Below are 22849 nucleotides of genomic sequence, written 5' to 3' on the forward strand. Positions count from 1 at the left end.
GCACGCAACCCAGGGGCTGTTGCGATTCGCGGCACTGTCCTACGAACGGCAGACCAGCCGCCGTGCCGCCTCGGCGGCGGCCGCGCGACGATCCGCGAGCATCTCCTCGCCCAAGGGTTCGCCGACAATCCGGTCGATGCCGAATCCACTCGCCGCCATGGAATAGGCGATGTCGATCAGCATCATGAGCAGACTCCTCGGCTCCCATGTGGGGTCGATGAGCCCGGTCTGCTGCCCCCTGCGGACCTCAGCGAGCTTGGCTTGGAAGATGCGGCGCAATACGTGGTTGTCGAACATCCCCTCGGGGGACTCCAGCTCGATCCAGCGCTGTAGCCGTGCGCCCTGCGGGTCGGCGATGATGTTGTCGAACAGGCCCGCGACGTAGCCGGGAATGTCGTCGGCCCGCAGTGGCACCTTGTACGGTGCGTCATCGATCCATTGCGCCACAACGGCTTCAAACAGTTGTTCCTTGCTCGCGAAGTAGCTGTACAAGCGCTCCTTGCTGGCGTTCGCATTGGTGGCAATGCGGTTCAGCCGTGCGCCGGCGAGGCCGTACTCGGTGAACTCGGCCTTGGCGGCGGTCATGATCCTGTCGTGGGTCGCCTGGCCCGCGGCCCGCATGGCGCTCACCAGAGCAGCACCGGTTTGATCGCGCTACCGGATCGCGCGTCCGTGACGGCTTGATCGATATCGCGTGCCTGGTAGGTACTGATGAGCGATTCGATGGGAAAGCGACCCTGTGCGTGCAATCGCAACAGCTCGGGGATGAACTCCTGCGGGTCGGCGTCTCCCTCGATGCATCCACGGATCACCTTGCCGCCGAACATGAGATCGGTGAGGTCGATCGTTCCGCGTGAGGCGCCGAGTCCAACCAGAACCAGCACACCGCGTTGTCGCAGCAGGCCGAGTGCGGTCGCGATGACATCGGGATTCGCCGTCGTATCGAGGGCGTGCGTGGCTCCGCGGGCGACGGCGGCTGCGTCCTCGGCCACCGGATCGACGGTGAGGGTCGCGCCCAGTTCGATGGCCTTGTCGCGGCGCGAGGCCACCGGGTCGACAGCGATGATTGTCTGCACCCCGATGGCTTTGGCGGCCATCACCGCGGCGAGGCCCACGCCGCCCGCGCCGAACACCACGAGCCGTGAATCAGGTTCGGGTGCGAGCACATTGAGCACCGCACCGGCGCCGGTTTGCAGACCACACCCCAGCGGTGCGGCGATGGCGAGATCGGTGGACGGATCTATCACGACGGTGTTGTCTGCCGCGGCCAGTGCGTACTGGGCGAAGCTGGACTGCCCGAAGAACGAGCCGAACAGGGTGGTTCCGTCCTGGGAAAGTGTCGATGACCCATCGAGCCGGGAGCCGGAGAGGTTGAGCCGGTTGGCCCGTGAGCAGTACGCAGGCTCGCCCACGCCGCACTGTCGGCACTGACCGCAGCTGCGGTAGCTCAAGACCACATGATCGCCCGGTTTGATGCCGATCACCTGATTGCCCACCGCTTCAACGACTCCCGCGCCCTCGTGGCCCAGCACCGCCGGTATCGGAACCTGTGCTTTGAAGGTCAGATCGGTATGGCACAGACCGGTGGCGTGGACCTTGACGAGTACTTCATCGGCGCGCGGCTCATCGAGTTCGACCTCTTCCAGCGTGAACGGAGACTGGGCCGAGCGGCTCAGTGCTGCAGTGACTTTCACTGATCGCGTTCGAGGAGGAAGTAGAGATAGTTGCCGCTGGCGCGCTGGCGCTTGCCGTTCATGATGCCCATCAGCGTGTTCTCGTCGACCCACTTGAAGTGATCGAAGGTGGGCTGACCGTCATAGACCATGGTGCCGGTGACCTCGCCGCGGAACTCGATATCCCACAGTGTCGCGCCACCCAGGCTCAACGCGTTGTTGGAAAACAGGTTTCCGTCGTCGTCGTAACAGACGATGGGTTCGACATCGTCGATGGACGTGAAGATCTTTCCGTACCAGCGCACCGCGGCCAGTTGGCCGTTCATCTTGTGCCCGGTGTGGAACTCATCGCCCTTCCAGCTGCCCAGCATGTCCCCGGGGCGGACGGTGTCGAGCACCGCCCAGATCTCGTCGAGATCGGCGGGGTTGACGTCCCGCTGACCACGGAGTTCGGCGAAACGAGTGCGTGCCTTGTCGACGTCCATGTCTCTCCCAAGTCAGTTGGTTCGGCAAGGACGCTAACACCGAACCAAATGGTTCGGCAAGGATGAGTTTTACCTAGCTGACCAGCAGCGAGGCGCCCAGGGCGATCATCACCACGGCGATCCCGCCATCGAGCACCCGCCACGTTCCTGGCCGCTGGAACACTCCGGCGAGATGCCGCGCGCCGTATCCGAGTCCGACAAACCAGGTGGCACTCGCGATGAGGGCGCCCGCGCCGAACACCCAGCGCGAATCCCGGTGCGCATTGGCGAGCGAGCCGAGCAACACCACAGTGTCGAGGTAGACGTGTGGGTTCAGGAAGGTAATCGCCAACGCGGTCAACAACGCCGCGCCGAGCCGGGCCGGATTGGATTCGGCCGGCACCAGAGTGCCGGGGCGTGCGGCACGACGGGCGGCCATCAACCCGTAGCCGATCAAAAACGCCGCGCCGCCCACTTTGGTGACTGTGAGCAGGCTCGGAGTCGCGGTGATCAGGCCGCCGAGTCCGCCGATCCCCGCCGTGATGAGCAGGAAGTCGCCGGTGATGCAGACGGCGATCACCGGCAATACGTGCTCGCTGCGGATGCCCTGGCGGAGCACGAATGCATTCTGGGCGCCGATGGCGGCTATCAGGGACATCCCGGTCAGAAAGCCGAGAAAAAGGACGGTCACGAAGACGACGTTAAGAGCGTAGCGAGATGTAATCCAGCTAATAATTATTATGCCGCATTAGAATTCCTAATGTGAATTTGGACTCGCAGCAGCTCGCTGCCTTAAGAACGCGACTGGATACCGGCCAGCTGGCGGCGCTTGCCGCCGTGATCGAGTTCGGTAGCTTTGACATGGCTGCAACGGAGCTCAAGTTGACGCCCTCCGCGGTGAGTCAGCGGATCAAGGCACTTGAACAACATGTCGGTCAGGTCTTGGTTGTTCGTGAAAAGCCATGCAAGGCAACAGCTGCTGGGATTCCGCTGGTACGTTTGGCGGCGCAGACGGCACTACTGGAATCCGAGGCGTTGGCCGAATCCGGGGTCGAAATCTCGACCGAAAGGCGGGTAGCAATTGCCGTAAATGCGGATTCTATGGCGACTTGGTTTCCTGCCGTGCTTAGCGCTGGGCTCGATGTATTGTTTGACATCCGCATTGAGGATCAAGATCTTTCATCGCGGTTCCTGCGCGAGGGTGTCGTGATGGGAGCAGTAACGACGGAGCGAGTGGCAGTACCGGGCTGCCGGGTGCGGCGCCTTGGCGCGATGCGGTATGTACCGGTGGCGTCTCCGGCGTATTTTGAGCGCTATCTGGCCAGCGGATTCACGGTAGAGGCAGTGGCAGCCGCGCCTTCGCTCGCATGGAGCAGAGATGATGGTCTTCAAGACCAGCTTGTGTACAAGGCCTTTCGCCGCGCAATCTCAAGACGAGTTCACTACATACCTTCGGCCGAAGGATTCGCGACTGCAGTGAGTTCTGGCCTGGGGTGGGGTATGTGTCCGGAGCTGTTGGCGGAACAAGTGCTGTCTGACGGCGAGTTCGTTCGTGCAGCGGACGTGTACCTCGACGTGCCGTTGTTCTGGCAGTCCTGGAAATTGGATAGTGTTGTGGGTCGGTGTGTTTCGGACGCAGTGGTCGCGGCCGCTGGCGCGTTGGTGTAGGGCTTGGGACATGTTGAAGAACACGATCAGGCCTGGTCTGCATAGAACAGCCAGACTCACATTCGTGATCGCCTTGACCGTAAGGTGATACCTACGCCGCTTTGTCTAATGTGACCGGCATCGCGGCGGCATTGATTGAAATCGCCGTGACATCTCGGATCTTCAGTAATCTGCCGTGCGTCTGGTTGAAATGCTGTCAGAGGGGACTATGGCGGTCGCTTGCGGTTGGTACGCCGATCCGTGGCGTCAGGCACCACTTCGGTGGTTCGATGGCACTCGATGGACGGCCTGGACACACGTCCCGGAAACGGACACCATCGATGATCCTTCCCCCCAAGTCCGGTGGGGTAGGGCCGTCGTTGCGATGCTTGGATAGTCGCATTGAATTGCTGCTGGGCGACTCCGAGCGGGTAGCGGTCATCGACGTTGAGACCACTGGCCCTGTTCAGCGCGGACAGCGTGGTGGAGGTCGCCGTCGTGACCATGGATCGCACCGGGGCCACCGTCGATGGATTCGAGTGCCTGATCAATCTACCGCGCGATCCCGGGCCGACGTGGCTCTTCGGTAGACCGCACCGCTCGGGCACCGCGCTTGAGGAATTGAGATGACACGTAACGGGTCCGGGCCGGTTGCCGGCGCGAGTTTGTCGCCATGACTGTTCGACAGCCGTACAATTCTTCTAGCTCGCTGTAAACGTGAAATCTGTTGCACGACTGGGTAACCAGAAAGTCTGGGCATTCTGGCGTTGGATCTTCGGTGCGGCGGACTCGTGAGGGTGACAGGAAAGCAGGAGTTTTCAAGGATGAGCCGCCCGATCCTCGGATAAATGAAAATAAAAAACTTCACGCTTATGGATACGGCATGCCCAACGCGGGTCGTTCAGGCTCTCGAGTGGGAGAGCTCATGGGGAAATTTTCCTATGCGCCAGTTGAACTCGAAGCACGTTCTGCATGGAACAGCTGCGCCCGACTGGAGTGATGAGATAATCTAATATAAATTAGATCATTGCCCGTGAGTGCAAAGCGCGGGCCGAGGGGAGAGCTGTGATGTTGTCAAGGTTGGACCGGTAGTGGCCAGGGATACGGCGGAATTTGCTGATTCCGCCGTTGATCGAGAAGACGGCGAGATCGCTCAGCCTGCGAGTGGGCCAGGTCGTACCCTCGGTGGTTTCATCGCCATGACGCGAGAAACGCTTTCTGTCATGGTGCGTCGTCCTATTGTGTGGCGAGAGTTCTTCCTGCAGGTGTCTTCGATCGTGCGAGTGGCGGCCCTGCCGACGCTCATGTTGGCGATACCCTTCGCAGTGATGGTGATCTTTGAGGTCATGTTGCTTGAAATAGCGCACCTCGCGCCGGACACCGTTTTGGTGATGGCGGCAGTAGGCACCACGGTGGTCTGCGTTGACGTGAGTTCGTACGCGATACAGGGGGAAATCGAAGCACTGCGGACGGCAGGTGTCGATCCCGTACGGGCGCTGGTGGTGCCGCGGGTGCTGGCGGGTGCGGTGGCAGCAGTGCTGTTGTCGTTCATCACGGTTGCAGCGACCGGGGTCTTCTTCTTCTCGGTCTTTGGCCAGCACACACCGATAAGTCAATTCATCGGCAATTTGATGTTGTTGGCACAGCCGTCCAATGTTGTCATCGGCGTGGTGGAAGCGGCGGTCCTTGGTCTGGTCGGGGGGCTCTTCGCTTGCTATAAGGGCATTTTCGCGAATGATGCAACGGTTGGAACGCAAACTGCTGTGTGCGAGCCTGCGGTCCAGGGAGGGGTGTAGTTGATGTCGCCGACGCTGCAGCGGGCGATGACCCGGAGCGGCGCGGCGTCTACAGCTGGTAGAGCGTTCTCCAGATGACGTCTGCTCCGGTGTCCAAAAGTGACATGGCGTTCTGGCGTGCGGGAACCACCTGCTGAAGGACCCGCTCCAGCATGGAGACTATCCACGCGGCCGTTGTTGCGGGCTGGAGACTGTCCGAAACCCAGCCTTCTTGCTGTCCGCGCACGATGTGCTGACGGAGTGCTCCGCAGATGATGGCGGAGCTGTCGGCGCGAGCCTGGCGCAGCAGCGGATCGTGTGCGGTCATCTCGTGGATCGCGGTGAGCACCACGCGGTTTCCGCGATAGATATCCGTCAGTTGGTCGAGCATCCGTCGGAGGGCATAAGGCGTGGGTGGCGTCGCCGGCCACCACTGCGCCAGAACGGTATTCACCCGTTCATCGAGATCGCGGTTCCAGGCGCGGACCAGCTCGGCCTTGTCTTCGAAGTAGATGTAGAAACTCGCTCGGGAAATCCCTGCGCGGCGTGCGAGCCGGTCGACGGTCAGATTTGGGAAGCTCGACTGGTTCCCATCGGCACATGATGCCGCGGCCACCGCCAAGGCGGCCAGGGTGTCGTTGCGTCTGGCGGTCCTGTTGGGAAGCTGACGCCTGGCCTGCTTACTCATCGTTGGGGAGCGAATATAGCGCTCGCCACACGATTTCGGTCGCCGCTGAGGTGTATTGCTCCAACTCAAATTCGGTCGCTGGGCCAACGAACAGCAGCTGGCCGTGCTCGAGCATCCACGTGAGCCACACCGCCAAATCATGTGCGGAGTGCTCACCGACGATTGAGCCGGCGTTCTGTCCCTGGCGGATGTGTTGTTCGACTGCGGTGACGAAGGCGTCCATCATCCGAGCGAAATGATCACGAATCACGGGATCATGATTGGCCTGCTCAGAAATGCTACGCATGACAACTCTGTGTGATCGATAGGTGTGGAAGATCGTGGCGAACGCCGCCCTGTAATCAGATTGTTCAGCGGCACTGGGGAGCTCAAGCCATGAGTTCGCTGCCCGTAGGAATTCTACTTGTACCGTCTCGGCCAAACTCGATAGCAGCCGGGTCTTGTCGCCGAAGTACTTATAGAACGTGGAGCGGGATACTCCGGCTTCGCGGATGAGGCGTTCGACGCTGAGTTCGGCGTATGTGGTTCCCTCTCCGGCCAAGCGCTCGATTGCTGTCGAGAGTCTCAGCCGGAACGACCGGGCGGCCGCTTCATCCCTTCCAGGGAAGCGATCAGCCGGCTGCTGTGGCGCGGGGAGCAGGGCTGACATGGGTTGATCCTATCCATGGTGGCGCGACTTCAGGGCTGCACAACGGTCCACGCGCACAAGAGCGTTTCGATGATTCTCGAAGGGGTTGTGCGCTAAGTCACCTCCACGTACAGTCTGTCTAGTCAGACTGTTTTAATCTACATTCAAATCAGTCTCCGGTCTGATCGGTTCGATTGCTAAGGAATGGTGAATGAGCGCAAATCTGCTCCCGCGCGAGGTTGATGTTGTCGTTGTCGGCTCCGGACATAACGGGTTGGTGGCCGCGGCCTATTTGGCTAAGGCCGGTCTGGATGTCCTGGTGGTGGAGGCGGCGGCGACCGCTGGCGGGATGACGTCGACGAATCCATTTGCCCCAGAAGCGCCGGAGTACATGATCAATGAGGCGTCGATTCAGGCTTCGTTGTTCCGCACCACCACGATCGACCGGGATCTTGGGCTCTCGCGCAATTACGGGCTGCGCCAGACCGTCATTGACCCGGCGCACTTTCAGTTGGCAGCCGACGGTGCATCGCTTGGGCTGTGGCGCGATCCCCGGAAGACGGCCGCAGAGCTGGCATATTTTTCCAAGAAGGACGCGCGCGCACTGATCGAGCTCTACGAGGTGATTGATGCGGCGGTGGAGATCGGGCTGCCGATGATGCAGACCAGTGTCACTGAGCCCGAGGTCAAAAACATCCTCAAATCGGCACGCGCCCTCGCGAAGAATCGCAAGCAGCTGATTGCGTTGGGCCGATGGATGTCCTCCTCGCAGGCGGAGGCGGTTGAGGAGAGCTTCGAGCACGACATGATCCGGGCGCCGTTGTTAACGTCCTTGCCCTTCATGCCATTTGACGCGGATATGTCAGGGTGGTCGCTGATCTACTTGGGCGTGCTCAGCAAGTATGGCGTGGCGATGTTCCACGGAGGCACCGGTTCGCTGCCTAAAGCGTTGATCGGAGTCATCAAGGATCACCGAGGTGATGTGATCACCAACTCGCCGGTGGAGGAGTTGATCATCACCAACAACCGGTGTACAGGTGTGCGCATCGCCCGAGGTGGTGAGATCCGGGCACGCCGAGGGGTGCTGACGGCGTGCAGCCCGAAGACGACGTTGACGAGGTTGTTGCCGCGGGGCGTTCTGGAGCCCAAGAAGCAGAATGCGGCCGACCACATCCCCACGCGCAAAAGAGGTATCGCCGACGCCAAGGTCAACGTCGCGCTGTCGGGCCGAGTGGATATGTCGAAGCATGAGAAGTGGCGTGGTGACGGGATCGACCTGCGCCAGGCGTGCAACTGCTACCACACTTATGAGCAAGCCCTGGAGGCTGCGCGGGCATGCGTGCGGGGGCAGGTGCCTGACGCGATTCCAGGTCTGGCGCAGGTAACCAACTCGTTCGATCCGTCGATGTCGCCTCCCGGAAAGGATCTCTGGTGGTTCTGGACCGGGCTCACTCCCTCCTATCCCGAGGAGGGCTGGGATATCGCCCGCAAGAAGATCACGGACAGCATCATCAAGGACGCCGACGACTACTACAAGGGTGTCGAGGATCTGCAGGTTGCGGTGCGGCCGTTGGTCCTTCCCGATATCGAGGAGCGTTTTTGGGCCATTGACGGCTCGGTGTACCACGTTGACCCAACAATCACCCGGTTCGGGCCCAATAAGCCGGTCGCCGGATTCGCCGGGTACAAGACCCCGGTGGACGGTCTCTACCTGACGGGCTCGGGTACGCATCCGGTCGCTGGCATCAGCGGTATGCCGGGTCAGAATGCGGCGCGCATCATGCTCAAGCACCTTCGGCTGGAAGACAAGGGCGGTCGGCTGGGGGCTTTCAAAGACCTGGTGACCAACCGCAGGAACGCCCGCGATCCTTACGCGTCGGGGCAGAACGACCCTTTCCCGGCCTGATCAGACCATCCCGAGAGCACGTGTCCCCCTCACGAATGTTCAGAGAGGATAAAGCCGATGGCTGGTGCGGTCGATAACGACATGAGGGAGGGTGACAATCCCTTCGAGGTTGAGCCTGCCGGCGATCTTCTGTGTTCGGTGCCGCGACATCAAACCCGCTGGAGCGAGACGATGTATTTCCATGTGTGGTCGCCCGAAGAAGGTGTTGGCGTGTTTGTGCACACCGGCAGGTGGCCGGGGGATCTCGACTTGTGGTGGGCGCAGACCATAGCGATGCTCCCTGACGGAGAGCTCCTGGTGGATCGCTCGTGGGGTAGGGCCGCTGATGATCGAGGTCCGGCCACCGGTAACTTGCGGGTCACGTGTGTGGAGCCACTTCGTTTGTGGTGCTTGAACTTCGACGGTACTGGCGCGGTAGCCGGCCTGGGAAGCATGGCGATCGGGCCGGTGGGCGCCGGGCCCGTCCGGTCCCTTTCCTTTGACGTCGAACTCAGTGCAGCAGCGCCGGTATGGGATATGGGTGCCGCACTGGGTGGATACACACCACAGATCAATAATCTGTCGTGGGCGGCGTTTCATCATGCACAGGGTTTCTATGCCACCGGACAACTGCGCAGCGCTGACCGGCGTTGGCGGATAAGCGGTGTCGGGTCTCGTGACCACTCCAGGGGTGTCAGAGATGTGACAGATCTTGGTGGCCTGCAGTTCTTTTTCCTGGTGTTTCCTAAGTCCGGTCGAGTGGCCAATGGGTTGGTGAATTGGAAGCCCGACGGCACAGTCGATCACCGGGTGTTCTCGGTCCAGGAGAACGGCCGTTGCGAGACGGGTTACGACGTTCGTGTGACGGGGCTGCAGTCTTACCTGACGCATCAGCCACATCGACTGATCGTCACGATGGCAAGGCAGTCGGGTGCATATCGCCTGGAAGCGGAGTGGCTGCACGGCTACTCCCTGACCCTCCTTTCCCCAAACGAGAACATCAACGGCGTGGATCTGAGCTCGCAGCCGGACGCGCTCGTCATCACGCAGAGCACGGTGCGTGCAGTCGCGCCTGATGGCGAAATCGGATACGGAGTGATCGAACGTGACTACCGTCCCGCAATGTTGCCTTCGCCGCAGGAGCGTTGAGAGATGGCTGCCCTCTCTCAAATGGACTCGGCCGCATTGGCTGCCAGCCCGGTTCATCTGCCCGGGCGCGCGCTGCGGTGGACAACCGCCAACGTTGACGAGGGTCTGCCGGGCATTATTACGCCCATCACCTGGTCGATGTACTTTCCTCCTACGGAGTCCACCATGCGGGACTGCTGGGTGGACCTCGGAGTGCTGCCGGAATCGAAACGCGCGATTCCTGAGGAGATTGATGGACGATTCCTGTCGGTGGTATTCGGCCATGCCATTGGCAATGTAGATCTCATGGGGCAGATGGCGGCAGCCGTTCCCGGCGGCAGGGCGGCGGCCATGGAAGAACAGCTGTTCGGGTCGGTCTCGGGCGAGGTGGGCGAACCGAAGGGTCTGGCGAAGATCAGGCGGTATCCGCAGGTGTTGGTCAAGTCTCCCATCGCGATACGGCGGGCGCTGAAGCGTCACGCGCTTCTGGCCGCTGAGACCGACATCTGGTGGCGACGCAGCGTATTCGATACCGAACTCGGTCCTCGTGAGTCGGTGGCCGCCTTGGTCGGGGCGAGGCAACACTTCGAGCGGGTGCTCGGGGTGCACATGGTGCTTAGCATGGCCGCGCAGGCCATCTTTACTCAAGTGGAGGCTCTGGCGGCGCGAGCTGGCCATCCGGGTCTGGGAGGTGAGGTGATCAAGAGCGAAGAGGGGACTACCGAGTTTGGGCTGGTGCGCGATCTGTGGCGACTTTCCGACGGCACCACGACTCTCGATGCCTTCCTGAGAACCCACGGATACCACGGTCCACGCGAGGGACTCGTGGACTCCGTGGTCTGGCGCGAGAAGCCGTCGTCGCTGCACGAGTTGGCTGAGGCATATCGGTCCAGAAGGGGCTCCGAAGGAATTGACGAGGTGGCGATCCGCCGCAGGCACGAGCAGAGGATCGCTCAGGATCGCCTTGAGTCCGGTCTTGGGCGTATCGGTATTTCGTTGTCGCGCAAAATCATCAGCTTCGCTAGTCGTATCCCGGAGTGGCGCGAGACCGGACGGGCCGGCATTCTGAAGTCAGTTGATGTCGCACGGCACGCTCACCGAGTGATCGGTCGTGACATGGCCGAACGAGGTCTTCTTGACGACCCTGCCGATTGCCGTTTCCTGACAATCGACGAGCTAAATCTGTTCAGCAACGGAAAGCTTGAGCCCGGGACTGTTCCGGCGCTAGTCGCGCAGCGCAGGCAGCATCATCAGGCGTACTCCTCGATCCACCTGCCTCACGTGTGGCGCGGCGTTCCCCCGGTCGAGGTGCCGGAACGCGACGGCGGTGAAAGTCCCCGGGATTGCCGGGAAATCACAGGGATTGGTGTCAGCGCCGGAGTAGCTGAGGGTGTTGTTCACGTTGTGCTGGATCTTGATGAGGCTGATTGCTTTGATGGGAACGAGCCCATTGTCATGGTGTGTAGGGCAACCGACCCCTCCTGGGCGTCTCTTTTCCCGCTCGCGGTGGCGGTGGTGACGGATGTGGGCAGCCAGATGAGTCACGCCGCAATCGTCTGCCGGGAGTTGGGGTTGCCGTGCATCGCCAATACTCGCACCGGCACCTCGATGCTCCGCAACGGAATGCGAGTGCGGGTGGACGCCAACACCGGGGTCGTCACCGTGCTTGATCGATGACGGACAGGATGGTCCGACGCGGGCTGTGCTGGGGGCCGCTCACCCGAGCGGACTCACGCTGACCATGTGGACTGTCCCGAGACTTCCGTCGACGGTGATGAGATCACCGTCGACGATCCGTCGACTGCCGCTTTCGGTGCCACATACACAAGGGATTCCGAGTTCACGGGCCACGATGGGGCCGTGACTGAGAAGCCCGCCATGGTCGGTGACTACGCCTCCGGCAACCAGGAACAGTGGAACCCAGGCAGGGTCCGTGGTCTCGCAGACGAGGATGTCGCCTTCGTCAAGGTCGATCTCGTCCGGGTCTCGGACCACGCGGGCGCGTCCGGTGACCACACCGCCGCTGGCGGCGACACCGGTGAGTGTGTCTCCTACGGCGAGGCGGGCCTGGTCCATTTCGGTGGATGAGATCGCTTGGGGCAGACCGCTCCAAGACTTCGGTAGACGGAACTGCTGCTGGCGGCCATAGCGCGCTTTGCGTTCGACTATGGTGGCGCGTTGATCGGTCTGGATTCCGGTTGCCAGCGTTTCGTAGTCGAGGTGGAAGACATCCTCGACGTCATCCATGACTCCGCGTTCAACCAGAATAGTGCCTAACCGGCGGGCGGCAGCCCGCGCGACATCGTAGGTCAGCAGGTACCCAGATTTACCTTGCTCGCGCAGCGCCAGGTAGCGGGCCGTCAGCCTGACAAGGGATCTGACTGTGGCGCGCTTGGTGATTGGCATGCTATCCAGCAGTTGTTGCAGTGCATCGTCGCGGATTCGGGCCTGCGCTGCGCTGCGCGCACGCGGAGTGCGTGGGCTGTCGGGACCGATTGCACGGTAGTCGGCTAGACGGGCGATCACCGGCGCTGGGTCTTCGCGCCAGGTGACACCGGAGAGCTGGCCTTCGTTGGGGCCATGGTATCCATGGCGGCTGGTGAACTCACGCAGGGTGATTCGTTCGTGAGCCAGTGCCCACAAATCGTGGGCAACCTCGTTCTCGTCGGAGCCGACACCGGACAACAGGGCGGCTTCCAGGCCTTCGTGCCCGGCCTTCCGCGCAGTTTCGGCGACCTTCTCGGCCAGGGATGAGCTGATCATCGCAACACCCATATGCAAGCTCATAATGTCCTCGAACCGCGCTCGCGCGTCGGCCAGTACCGCGAGACAACCTTGTTCGTCGAGCGTGTTGACGCGGGGAAGCTGCTGCAGCCGCCATCGGCGCAGCGTCGCAAACATCGCGTCATGACGGTGCGGCGTCAGCGTCAGCCAGCGTGGTGCTTTGGAAAAGATGAACGGGTATCGCCTGTAGGTGTTTTCATTGACCGTTTCGGGGCGCGCAAAGCCGAACAACTGTTGTTCGACGGCGCTGGCAGTAGTGCCGGGCATGCGGTTGGCAATCTCGCGGAACTTGTCGATGTTGCCGGCGCCTCGTCCGTTGAACACCGACCAAAAACAGTCTTCGGCTTCGTCGGGCACCGCCAGTTCGGCAGCGGAGTAGACGCCCAGGTCGTGGAACATTCGCCGGAATGCCATCTCCATGGGGGCGAAGCCGAAGCTCAGCCCCAGCGCGGTGAATACCCCCGGAAATGCCTCGGCAACATTGCCGGTCGTCCACATGACGCCGGGCCGGGCTTCAAGGGTGTCCAATGCGTCCAACATGGAATTTACGGTTGTCACTGAGTTCCTCCGCGTTGTTGACGTCCTTCGATCAACGCGATGATGTCGGAAGGCCCGTAGTCTGAAAGTTCCTCGCGCAGCCACCGTTCCACGGTCTGCAGATCCTCGTCTTGCGTCGATACCGGGGGGGCGACGGGCAGCGCGCCCAGGTACACCGTGCCGTTGTCGGCGTCGACGGTGGCGACCTCGCCAGCAAGGGATGTCACCGTGTCGAGGCCGCACCCGACGATGCATGGGACCGCCATCTCGCGGCACACAACGGCGGCGTGCGAGGTCGAGCCGCCCAACTCGGTGAGAACAGCCACCGACATGGACATCGCGGCAACGTCGTCTGGATCGGTGGTGGGCCGCGCCAGGATCACGTCCTGCCCCTCATCGGCGAGGCGCTCAGCCTCGTCGGCGTCGGTGACAACGGTTCCCACGGCGATGCCCGGCGAAGCAGGTTTCCCGGAAGCCGCGGGCACAGAGCCAGTGATGGCCGCGGGATCCAGGCGGGGGCGCTGTAGGGCCCGGACATGTTCGGGCGTCACGCGATTCAATGCTTCATCGGTGTTGATGAGGCCCTCGTGGCGCATTTGCACCGCGCATCGGAGCGCTGCCTGAGGAGAACGCTTAGCTGCTCTGGATTGCAGCAGCCACAGGGCCCCCGACTGCACGGTGAATTCGATGTCCTGCATATCGCGACCGTGATGCTCAAGTACGGCTGTGGCGGCGAGTAGCTCGCGGTGCACTGCCGGCATGGTTGTTGCAAGAGCGTCAAGGTGCTGGGCGTCCTTACGTCCGGAGACCACATCCTCGCCCTGGCCGCGCGGCAGCCATTCACCGTACGGCTGGGAGGCCCCGGTCAATGGATTTCGGGAGAACAGCACACCGGTTCCCGAATGGTCGTCGAGATTCCCAAAGACCATCGCTTGTATGGTCACCGCGGTGCCGCCCTCGTCAGAGATGCCGCGGGAGCTGCGGTACTGGCGTGCACGCGTGGAATGCCAGGATTCCAGGACCGCTCGTATTGCTAGATCAAGCTGTTCCCAAGGGTTTTCAGGCGGGACGATGCCGACGATTTTCTCGAACTGATCGATGAATCTACTGCGGGTGTCGGCGGCGTATGCGGGATCGGAGGTTTCGGAGCCCAGTGCGTTCTCGATAGCAGTGTTCATTCCGAGGTTGAGAACGGTATCCATCATTCCGGGCATCGAGACGGATGCCCCGGAACGCACCGACACCAGCAGGGGGCGGTCGATCTGGCCGAAGTGCCGTCCGGTGCGCTGCTCCAAATGCTCCATCGCACTGGCTACTTCGGCGCTCAGGCCCGTGGGGATCTCCAGGCCGTTCTCGTGGTACTCCCGGCAGACGGCCGTGGTCAGGACGAATGCGGGCGGTACTGGGATGTTCAGAGACAGCATCTGCTGGATGCTCCAAGCCTTGCCGCCGATCTGGTCACGAGTCAGCTGACCGACACCGGAAAGTGCCTGTACATATCCGATTCCAGGTGGGCAGGGGGCGCTCATTCGGCGCGTCCTGCGGCGGCCTCTTCGGTGCGGGACAGGCCGGCGAGGCCGATCAACTCTTCGTGCAGCTCGAACCAGACCGTGTGGTAACTGTCGGCCAGAGGCTTGGCGAACCAGCTGTGATCGCCCGCCGTGATGCGTTCGAGTGCGCCGCTCAACCGTTCCGGGTAATGCCCGAGGCGCGGCGCGGTCTCGATCATGCGTGTGAGCAAGGGCTGAAAGTCCGCGTCCACGGCCGCCAGATCGTCGATGACAGCCCGGTCGTAGTCGGGGTCGTTGTGGTCGTTCGGCGTGTTGTCGGCCTTGAGCTGCCAGCGTGTCATCAATGACTTCAGCGCACTGTTGTGCGCGTCGAACTCTTCGTAGAGGCCGATCATGCGTGCCTCATCAAGGGTCAGTCGCTCAAGGGCGAGCTGCTCGTCGAGATGTTCGCGACCACGGATCGAGAGTTTTAACCTGCCGCACACTTCCTCGATGTGGCCGTCGATGGTCAGCTCTTGGACCAGGTCGGCGGCTTGGCTTTCGCTCATGCCGGCGGCCCCCGGCACTTCGTTGCCAGGAATCCTGCCCTTCAATCGCAGTGCCCGGAGTATGCGGAGCCGATTGATTTCCATTGTCATCTCCTGTGTCGTTGAGGATTTCGCGTGGGTGACCGTCAGTGCACGCGGTGAACGATGCCTTGCTCGACAAACCCTGCGCCCTCGTGCTCGCCGCAGCGCAGTGTCATGAAGTCGTCGTACGTTCCGAACGCCGGACCGTCGGTCTCGCGGCCCATCGGTACAAAGAATCCAGCTTGTCGCGCCGTCATCGCGACAGTCTTGATCCGGCCATCGGCAAGGGTGAGGGTGCCGGCCAAGAACTGTGCTGCCGCGTTGCGTCGGAACGCGATGTCGGTGATCAGCACTGCACCTGTGCCGTCGACCCAGTAGCCATCCGATCGCAGGGTTCCGTCCGTCCCCAGGAACTTCATGGCGGAGACGAATGCGCCGTCGACTACGCACACCAGGCCGGCATATTCGATCCACTGTGCGGCCTCATCACGGAAGCCCCATGTGCGGTCGCGCATTCCGGTGGCCGCAAGGGACCAGGTGCGGCTGTTGTGCGCGATGGTTCCCTGTACATCGCACGCTTGTTGAAAGTGCTGCAGTGGCTTCCCGGGAACCAGCGGTGGGATGAGTTCGTTGACGCTGAAGTCGGCCGGTACCCACAGCGCGGTGTTGCCGATGAGCACCTTCAGGTTTGGGTGATCGACGGCGATGGTTCCGTCCAGCCCGAAGGAAATCGATTCGCTTGTGAAGGAACCCGAAGGGAGCGTTTCGATGAGCTCGATGATCTGGCCGTCAAGGTACACCGAGAAACGGGCGCGGCGTGCCTGATCGTCATTGGGCGATGTCGATACGTGGACTGTGCCATAGATATTCGATGTGACATCCCAGAATGACAGGTAGCCGTTGTCCTTCCATGTCGGGTCGTCGGGTCCGGCTGAGTCGGTGTGTATGGGTGTGGCCAATGGCCCCCACACTTCGGCGCCGCCCGCATGCGGTGAGATGGTTCGGACGGAACTGGTCACAAGGAAGTCCTTTCGTTGGTGTGGGACGGGTGGAGATCTCGACTGATGACTTCGATGGTTCCGGCGGTGCCATCGACACGGATACGGTCGCCAGTGCGCAACGTCGTGGTGCCGGTGCCCGTGTTCATCACGCACGGGATGCCCAGTTCGCGGGCCACGACAGCGGCGTGGCTCATCATTCCCCCGATATCGACAACGAGGGCTGAGCTGAGGAACATCAAGGAGACCCACGACGGATCGGTGGTGTGAGCGACGAGAACATCCCCGTCGGTGATGTCTGTGTCGAGGGGATCGGTGACTACGACGGCACGCCCCTCGACGACGCCCGTACACGCACCGATGCCTGACAACATGCCGCGCATCGCCGTAGGCTCACCTACCGATTCGGGTTCGGGCTGTCCGGTCCATACCCTGGGAACCGCCAATGATTGGTATTGAGAACGTATTTCGCGCCTGCTAGCGACGACGCTGCGTAGGTCCACGGTGGAGTCGGTTGCGATGGCACCCGTCAATTCATCGATGGTGAGGTAAAAGACATCTTCTGTCGCCGCCAGTCGCCCGGCGGAGAACAGCAGTGAACCGATGCGTCGCGCGGCTGCCCGCAGTACGTCAAGGCTTTGCAGATAGGCGACCTTGCCGGTCCCGCGTAATGGGATCCAGTGCCTAGCCAGACGCAGAATGATATGTGCCCGTAGTCTGCTCGCCGGGCCCAGCGCGGACATCAGCCGACGCTCGGCCTGTTGTCTATGGTGCCGATGCTCGGCGGCATGCGCGCGCGGCGACGCGGTATCAGGTTTCGCTTGGTATCGACGGACCAAGCCGTGAACGGCGGCCAAGTCTTCCCGCCAGACGCGGGTCTCCAATTCGCCTTCGCCGGGTCCGTGATACCCGTGCCGTCGCACGAACTCCTCCACATCGAGGGATCCACGAGATGTGGCCCAGAGGTCGTCGAGCACGGAGCTTTCTTCGTGTGGCGATCCACGCAGCAGCACTGCTGGGTCCGCGCCGGTGGCCGCGCAGAGGTTGGAGAATTGCTCTTGGACAGGCTGTATCACGGTGGCACTAATGACCGCTTGCGCCGCCAGAGTGGTGAAGAACCGGTCGCGCGCTCCGGCGGCCATCTGCTGGGCGCTGGCGAGATCGAGGTCGGCGGCGCGCGAGGTTTCACGTCGCCACCAGAGGTCTGTGCTGATGCGCAGCTGTACGATTCGCCGACCTATCGTGGCGACGGTCCGCGGATAGCGGCTGATTATGAATGGTAACCGTCGGGCCGAAGGCTTGCTGTGAAAGTGCGGCGGGACGAATCCGAAGAAGTCGCGGGAGAGCGCCTCACCGGACTGGCCGGGGATGAGGTCGCCCATCTCGCAAAGAAAGTCCACGCGCACTGCCATGCGTCCGAAGAACGCATTGGTGATGCGTTCGAAGGGGTCGGACGGGATGATGCCTCGCTTGGCGGGCAAGGCGCCCATCGCGACGAACGGCTCGCGCAGGCCCAGCTCGCTGGCGGGCACCCAAACGCTCGCGCAGAGAGGGGTCATGACGCCGGGCACGGCTTCGGCGAGGTTGATCGAGCTCCATGTAGCTCCCGGTGGTGAGGTCGCGTGCAGCGCGTTGTCCTCGGAGAGTTGGTGTGCCGGGTGGGCGTGCACTGCGGCTCCCGTCATTTTCGAATTCGGAATAGAAACTGAAGTCTACGGTGTATATTTGCTTGGGTGCAAGGTTTCGGTGGAAGTTAGCTGCAATGAGGTGATCGCCAATGGCCCGTGCGGGTTTGAAGCTTGAGGTGGTGGTGCGGGCCGCATTGCGGATTGCCGACACCGAGGGCATTGAGAAGATCAGCATGCGCAATGTCTCACGTGCCCTTGGCGTCACGCCGATGGCCTTGTATCGGTATCTCCCGGACAAGGACTCGCTCATAGACGTGGTCGTAGATGAGTCGTTGCGTGATGTTCCGGTGCCTGATCCATCTGCACCGATGTCCGCCGAGCTGCTTCGCTGTTTCGGGAGTCTCTACGAGCTGCTGTTGGACCACCCGAGTTTGGCGCGTGCGGTCGGCGAACGCCCGATGGAAGGTCCGGTGGCGACCCGACTCGGTGAACAGGTGCTGACACTGCTGGAACGCAACGGAATTGGTGAGAACGAGGCAGCGCACCTGCTGGTGTCGGCATTCAGCCTTGCGCTGGGATGCGCGCTCTACCGCGCTTCGCGCCGCGGGCTGAGCGCCTTTTCTCGGTGGCCTCAGGCCGGGGTCCAAGCGCCGACCGTACTGCGGCTGAGAGATCGCCTCTCGGCGGCGAGTGAGGATGACAGCGTGTTTCGCGAGGCGTTCGAGCGGCTTGTCACCGGCTATCTTCCGACGCAGTGAATCCCCGTCGGAACTCTTTGTAGTCGCGGCAACGATGCTCCTCGGAGCCTGTTGGTCTCCTCTCTTGGCGCCCGCGTACGCCTTAATTTAATTGAGATTCTGACTGGTATACACAATGTCTGATCATGGTGTTAGTGTGAGCTGGTCCACACGTGGCTGCGGTTGTGGCGGCAGTCGCCGCAAGCCTGCGCTTGTGCAGCGCAACCTGCCCAGCCACCGACTCTTGAGGAGGTCAAACGCGATGAATCAAATGCTCGCCACCGGCTGGTGGCCCTTAGTGAGTGACGACCAGGGGTGGCCGCCGCAGATGCAGCCTGCGCCAGGTGAATTCGCTGCCAGCACCACCGCGGAGGTCATCTTCTTCTTCGTGGCCGGTGCTGCGGTTGTGGTCTTCGCCCTGCCCTGGGCGATCCGCGCCGGCGTCCGCGGCCGGAACTACGTCCCGCTGATTGTGCTGGGCAGTGGACTGCTCTGCAGTCTCCTGGAACCGATGCTCGACCTCCTCGGCCACCTGCATTGGGCCCACAACCTGGTCCCGGCCTTCACAAACTTCGGCATCACTGTGCCCGCATTAATTCCGCTCTGCTACGTCGCATTTCTGGGCCTCGAGTCATACTTCTGCTATTTCGTGATCCGTAACGGCGCACACCAGAACGTCTTCTTTATGCTGCTGGGTCTGGGCATCGCCACCGATGCCTTGATGGAGACCATCGGGATCAACCTGGGTGTCTACCTGTACTACGGCGTGCAGCCGTTTGAGTTCTTTGGCTTCCCGTATTGGTGGGGCTTCATCAACGGCGGCTCGTTCGTGACAGTCGGCGCCGTCCTGGCATACGCGGTTCCGAGATTGAAGGGCGCCCGGAAGCTGTTGCTGCTCTTGGCCGCACCGTTCGGGATGATGGTCGCCTACTTCGGTGTCGGCTCGATCCACATCCTTGCGCTCAACTCGACCATTCCGGTCTGGATGCGCTGGGTCGCGACCGCGGTCATGATGGCAATGATGATCGGGTGGATGGTGATCCTGCACCGGCTCGTTGGGCGCCCCGCCTCGTTGGCGGCTCCTAAGTGGACTGTCTGGCGTGTCTTCGCCTATGGCAAGTTCACACCTTCCCGCGCGGTGCGTGCGGCCATGTGGCAGAAGATGTGTGAGGAAGGAGGGGTCAAGGCCGGTGATGGGCTGGCGACGGACCCTGAGGACCCGTCGCAGGCTCTGATCGTTGGACCCACGTTCGTCGGCAACAACGCCAATCAGGCCCGGGCCTCGCAAGCGGTGGCTGTCTAGCTTCGGCAGCACAAGGTCGGTGGCTCCTGGAGGGGTCATCGACCTTGTGCTGTTTGAGGAGACGGTGGAAGTGAGCCAAAATTGTAATGCTCTAACAGTATTCATCAGCCTGGCCTAGGCATCGTGATGATCTTAGCCGCGGTGATGGGATACTCGGGCGATGAGTGCAGAATCAGCCCCCTTGGGCAGGCGTGAGCGCAGGAAAGCTGAAGCGCGAGAGCGACTGATGTCTGCTGCACGCGAGGTGATCGCGGACACCGGGCTGCGCAGTTTGCGCATCAGTGACGTAACTGCCCGTGCTGATCTGGGATTCGGGACATTCTATACGTATTTCGATACCAAAGATGCGTTGGTGGAAGCGGTCGTGGGCGAAGTGCTGAAGACGCTTGCTGCGGCGATTGGCGGTGCAGCACAGGAGGAATCCGATCCGGCTGAGGGTGCGGCGATGTCGTACCGAAGGTTTCTGCGCTTCGGGCAGGATGAGCCGGAGCTCGCCAGCATTCTGGTCGCCCTCGACGGCGCGGAAGGCAGGTTCGACGCGGCGATACAGCCATGGGCGCGCGATATACTGTTGCGTGGCAATGAATCTGGTCGGTTCACCATTCCTGAAATCGAACTCTGTCTGACGACCTTAGAAGCGTCGGCCATGTCGGCAATCAGGGCGATCTTGTCCGGCCGGATCTCGCCGGGGGCCCATACCGAGAGTGCCGGCGCGGAGATGATGTTGCGTTCGTTCGGGCTCGATGCCGAGGAGGCCCATCAGATTGCGCATCGTGAGATGTTTGCGGTGTTTGACTCGTAGATCTTGACGTCGTTCACAGCGGGCGAGTGCCCTGTCGCCCGCTGCGAAACCTACGAAATGCGAGACCGCCGTCTGCGTGCCCTCAAGATAGGGAGGGGATCGTATACGGGTGCATCGATGAACAGGCATTACTTGTCATGGGGGCGAGGGGATTTCACCGTTTCCGCGACTGTTGCGCGCGCAGTGCTGTCTGGGCTGCCAACTTTCCGGGCAGGGCACATACACCGCCCACCGGGTGTGTGCCGGCTCCGCTGAGGTAGAGGCCGTCGATGGGAGTCTTGTACGCACCGAGCCCGGGGGCGGGCTTCAGTGGGCCGAATCGGGTGATCAGGGGATCGACGTGGTACACGTTGCCGGCAGGTGCGTTGAAGCGCTCCTCGATGTCGGGTCCGCCAAGGACTGCGCGGTCAATCTCCAGGCTGTCGATACCTTCGTAATACTCCGCGCAATTGCGAAGGACAGAGTCGCCGACCTTGTCGCGCACGTCTTCCCACGGTTCGTTCGGAGTTACGGGAATGACTCCGGACCAGAGGTAGAACGTACTGCCGCCCTCAGGCGCTTGAGAGGGATCGACCGCCGACGGGATCATCGAGCAGCTCACCGGAACGGGGTCCGGCCATTCGCCACGTACTACCGCGTTCCACGCGGCGTCCTGTTCCTCCAACGTGTGCCAGGCAACCAGGTGACGCCGCAGGTCAATATCGTTGCCGCGCCACTTTTCATGGCGGGCCATCGAGACGTGACCCTTGAGTGCGACATTGATCTTCAGTGAGGTGGCGTGAGTCTTGCGAATCGGAATGTCTTTGGCACGGATGGCCAGTTTCCGGCCAAGTGTGCCTTCGGGCAACAGCTCGTTGAGAGTGATGACCGGGTTGCATGTGCTGATCACCCCGAGGCGTGGACGGACGACTTTGTCGTTGTCGAGACGCAATGCGGTGACGCGATCATTGGAGACGACGATCTCGGCAACGCGGCTGCTGGTGTGCACCGTTCCTCCGTGCGCGATGAGGCATCGGTGCATCGCTGCCGGCAGCGAAATGGTGCCGCCGACGGGCATCAGATTGGGTGTCTTCTGGACGATTCCGAGATAGATCATCGCCCATGCGGTCATGTCCAGGCGCATCTGTGAGAACGCGGCCATTGCCGCCAGTGCGCCCTTGGGAAGCTCTGATTCGAAGGTTTCTTCGAGGAATTCGGTGTGCGATGCGGTGGCGAAGTGCCGCAACGACCACAGCCGCTTGGGGTGGCGTACCGCCCTTGCCACCGCGGAAGCCATCTCCTTGGTCCACGGGCGCAGGGGATGTGCCTTCATGTATGCCACAACCAAATCCATTGCCGGATCTAACGCGTTAGCCAAGTCCAGCCACGCACGCGCATCGTTCGGGGAGAACCGCCGGAGTTCGTCGGCGGTCTTACTCGCGTCCTTCCAAATCGCGAGCGAGCTTCCGTCAGGCGCAAGCTGAACGTGCGCGGGATCGACGGGGATCATCTGCAGCCCGTACTTGTGCAGTTCTAGATCCTCGGTCACACCGGAGAGCCCGAAGATGCCCGTTGCTTGAATTGCACCCTCGTTGAACAGATGCTGAGGAGCCTTCGGCAGAATCGCATTGGTGGTGGTCATCCCGCCGATCGACGGTGAAGCCTCCACTACGGCCACCCTGTGGCCGGCGCGTGCCAGGTAACAAGCCGCGGTGAGCCCGTTATGACCGGCGCCGATGACCACGTAGTCGGGAGCGTCGGGGATGGGGCTCGGAAGTGTCGATGTGTTGGAAGTCATACTGTGATGGTTGCCTAAACTGAATTAAAAATCAATATCGATTAATCAATCGAGTTTTCGGTATCCCGTTGGGCGAAAGCCTCTTCGGCGAGGCGCCCGATGGTCTGGGTCCGCTGACCATGGTGCGTATTGCCGCGCAGTCGTCCGCCAATGGCTCCGGACGTTGAACGCGTGTCCGGCATGAGTGCGAGATGAGTCTCCGTCACGGTTGCCGACCCGATACCGGCCCCGACAGCGCCGCTGCGTTGCCGCGACGAAAGGTCGGTGCCACGTTGTCGGTTGGTCGACGATTGATAGGGCTGGACCGCCGTCGGC

The 22849-nt window shown here is 61.8% G+C and carries 22 protein-coding genes; 10 read left to right on the forward strand and 12 right to left on the reverse strand.

The window, feature by feature from the left end:
* Positions 1–39 precede the first annotated feature (39 nt).
* From B4393_RS09155 to B4393_RS09170, 4 genes are all read right to left on the reverse strand, one after another.
* Complete coding sequence (locus tag B4393_RS09155) at positions 40–585, reverse strand: TetR family transcriptional regulator (RefSeq protein ID WP_191987191.1); 546 nt, start codon at positions 583–585, stop codon at positions 40–42.
* A gap of 41 nt (positions 586–626) precedes the next feature.
* Positions 627–1694 (reverse strand): NAD(P)-dependent alcohol dehydrogenase, encoded by a 1068-nt coding sequence (locus B4393_RS09160; RefSeq protein ID WP_078333836.1) that lies wholly within the window; start codon positions 1692–1694, stop codon positions 627–629.
* The gene (locus B4393_RS09165) at positions 1691–2158 is read right to left on the reverse strand and encodes a DUF4334 domain-containing protein (RefSeq protein WP_078333837.1); all 468 of its coding nucleotides are present in this window, start codon (positions 2156–2158) and stop codon (positions 1691–1693) included. Before B4393_RS09165 ends, B4393_RS09160 begins: the two co-directional genes overlap by 4 nt.
* Positions 2159–2231: 73 nt before the next feature.
* Entirely contained in the window at positions 2232–2828 is a 597-nt protein-coding gene (locus B4393_RS09170) for a LysE/ArgO family amino acid transporter (RefSeq protein WP_078333838.1), read from the reverse strand.
* A gap of 77 nt (positions 2829–2905) precedes the next feature.
* Here B4393_RS09170 and B4393_RS09175 point away from each other — a divergent pair, with 77 nt between their 5' ends.
* From B4393_RS09175 to B4393_RS09190, 4 genes are all read left to right on the forward strand, one after another.
* A complete protein-coding gene (locus B4393_RS09175) occupies positions 2906–3805 on the forward strand; it encodes a LysR family transcriptional regulator ArgP (RefSeq protein ID WP_413816142.1) in 900 nt (299 codons plus the stop codon).
* Positions 3806–4013: 208 nt separating this feature from the next.
* On the forward strand, positions 4014–4181 hold the full coding sequence (locus tag B4393_RS28445) for a DUF2510 domain-containing protein (RefSeq protein ID WP_191987111.1): 168 nt from the start codon (positions 4014–4016) through the stop codon (positions 4179–4181).
* Positions 4182–4231: 50 nt separating this feature from the next.
* Positions 4232–4414: a hypothetical protein gene (locus B4393_RS09185; RefSeq protein WP_078333841.1), complete on the forward strand. Its 183-nt coding sequence runs from the start codon at positions 4232–4234 to the stop codon at positions 4412–4414.
* A 569-nt stretch (positions 4415–4983) separates the two neighbouring features.
* On the forward strand, positions 4984–5580 hold the full coding sequence (locus tag B4393_RS09190; RefSeq protein ID WP_078333996.1) for an ABC transporter permease: 597 nt from the start codon (positions 4984–4986) through the stop codon (positions 5578–5580).
* A gap of 49 nt (positions 5581–5629) precedes the next feature.
* On the opposite strand, the gene B4393_RS09195 is transcribed toward B4393_RS09190, so the two are convergent.
* Positions 5630–6247, reverse strand: a complete 618-nt coding sequence (locus tag B4393_RS09195; protein ID WP_236743136.1) for a TetR/AcrR family transcriptional regulator — start codon at positions 6245–6247, stop codon at positions 5630–5632.
* Positions 6240–6896, reverse strand: a complete 657-nt coding sequence (locus B4393_RS09200; protein ID WP_078333842.1) for a TetR/AcrR family transcriptional regulator — start codon at positions 6894–6896, stop codon at positions 6240–6242. The genes B4393_RS09195 and B4393_RS09200 overlap by 8 nt, the downstream gene beginning before the upstream one ends.
* A gap of 190 nt (positions 6897–7086) precedes the next feature.
* On the opposite strand from B4393_RS09200, the gene B4393_RS09205 reads away from it, so the two are divergent.
* From B4393_RS09205 to B4393_RS09215, 3 genes are read left to right on the forward strand one after another with little or no spacing between them, the layout of a single operon-like run.
* Positions 7087–8781 (forward strand): phytoene desaturase family protein, encoded by a 1695-nt coding sequence (locus B4393_RS09205; RefSeq protein WP_078333843.1) that lies wholly within the window; start codon positions 7087–7089, stop codon positions 8779–8781.
* Between the two features lie 57 nt (positions 8782–8838).
* Entirely contained in the window at positions 8839–9909 is a 1071-nt protein-coding gene (locus B4393_RS09210; RefSeq protein ID WP_109558268.1) for a hypothetical protein, read from the forward strand.
* 3 nt (positions 9910–9912) lie between these two features.
* A complete protein-coding gene (locus B4393_RS09215; RefSeq protein ID WP_078333844.1) occupies positions 9913–11565 on the forward strand; it encodes a PEP-utilizing enzyme in 1653 nt (550 codons plus the stop codon).
* A gap of 39 nt (positions 11566–11604) precedes the next feature.
* On the opposite strand, the gene B4393_RS09220 is transcribed toward B4393_RS09215, so the two are convergent.
* From B4393_RS09220 to B4393_RS09240, 5 genes are read right to left on the reverse strand one after another with little or no spacing between them, the layout of a single operon-like run.
* Entirely contained in the window at positions 11605–13212 is a 1608-nt protein-coding gene (locus B4393_RS09220; protein ID WP_078333999.1) for a PEP-utilizing enzyme, read from the reverse strand.
* 14 nt (positions 13213–13226) lie between these two features.
* Complete coding sequence (locus tag B4393_RS09225) at positions 13227–14738, reverse strand: pyruvate, phosphate dikinase (protein ID WP_078333845.1); 1512 nt, start codon at positions 14736–14738, stop codon at positions 13227–13229.
* On the reverse strand, positions 14735–15352 hold the full coding sequence (locus tag B4393_RS09230; protein WP_078333846.1) for a hypothetical protein: 618 nt from the start codon (positions 15350–15352) through the stop codon (positions 14735–14737). Before B4393_RS09230 ends, B4393_RS09225 begins: the two co-directional genes overlap by 4 nt.
* Before the next feature lie 41 nt (positions 15353–15393).
* Entirely contained in the window at positions 15394–16308 is a 915-nt protein-coding gene (locus B4393_RS09235; protein WP_078333847.1) for a DUF7065 domain-containing protein, read from the reverse strand.
* Entirely contained in the window at positions 16305–17819 is a 1515-nt protein-coding gene (locus tag B4393_RS09240; RefSeq protein WP_078334000.1) for a PEP-utilizing enzyme, read from the reverse strand. Before B4393_RS09240 ends, B4393_RS09235 begins: the two co-directional genes overlap by 4 nt.
* 245 nt (positions 17820–18064) lie before the next feature.
* On the opposite strand from B4393_RS09240, the gene B4393_RS09245 reads away from it, so the two are divergent.
* From B4393_RS09245 to B4393_RS09255, 3 genes are all read left to right on the forward strand, one after another.
* Entirely contained in the window at positions 18065–18673 is a 609-nt protein-coding gene (locus tag B4393_RS09245) for a TetR/AcrR family transcriptional regulator (RefSeq protein WP_078333848.1), read from the forward strand.
* 241 nt (positions 18674–18914) lie between these two features.
* Positions 18915–19955 carry a hypothetical protein gene (locus tag B4393_RS09250; RefSeq protein WP_078333849.1) on the forward strand — a complete coding sequence of 347 codons (1041 nt, stop codon included), beginning with the start codon at positions 18915–18917 and terminating at the stop codon, positions 19953–19955.
* A gap of 226 nt (positions 19956–20181) precedes the next feature.
* On the forward strand, positions 20182–20757 hold the full coding sequence (locus tag B4393_RS09255) for a TetR/AcrR family transcriptional regulator (protein ID WP_078333850.1): 576 nt from the start codon (positions 20182–20184) through the stop codon (positions 20755–20757).
* 154 nt (positions 20758–20911) lie between these two features.
* Here the strand turns inward: B4393_RS09255 and B4393_RS09260 are convergent, their stop codons facing one another.
* A complete protein-coding gene (locus tag B4393_RS09260) occupies positions 20912–22534 on the reverse strand; it encodes a phytoene desaturase family protein (RefSeq protein WP_078333851.1) in 1623 nt (540 codons plus the stop codon).
* Positions 22535–22849 lie beyond the last annotated feature (315 nt).

Origin of the sequence: Mycobacteroides franklinii (genome assembly GCF_002013895.1) — a bacterium.
Taxonomy (GTDB): Bacteria; Actinomycetota; Actinomycetes; order Mycobacteriales; family Mycobacteriaceae; genus Mycobacterium; species Mycobacterium franklinii.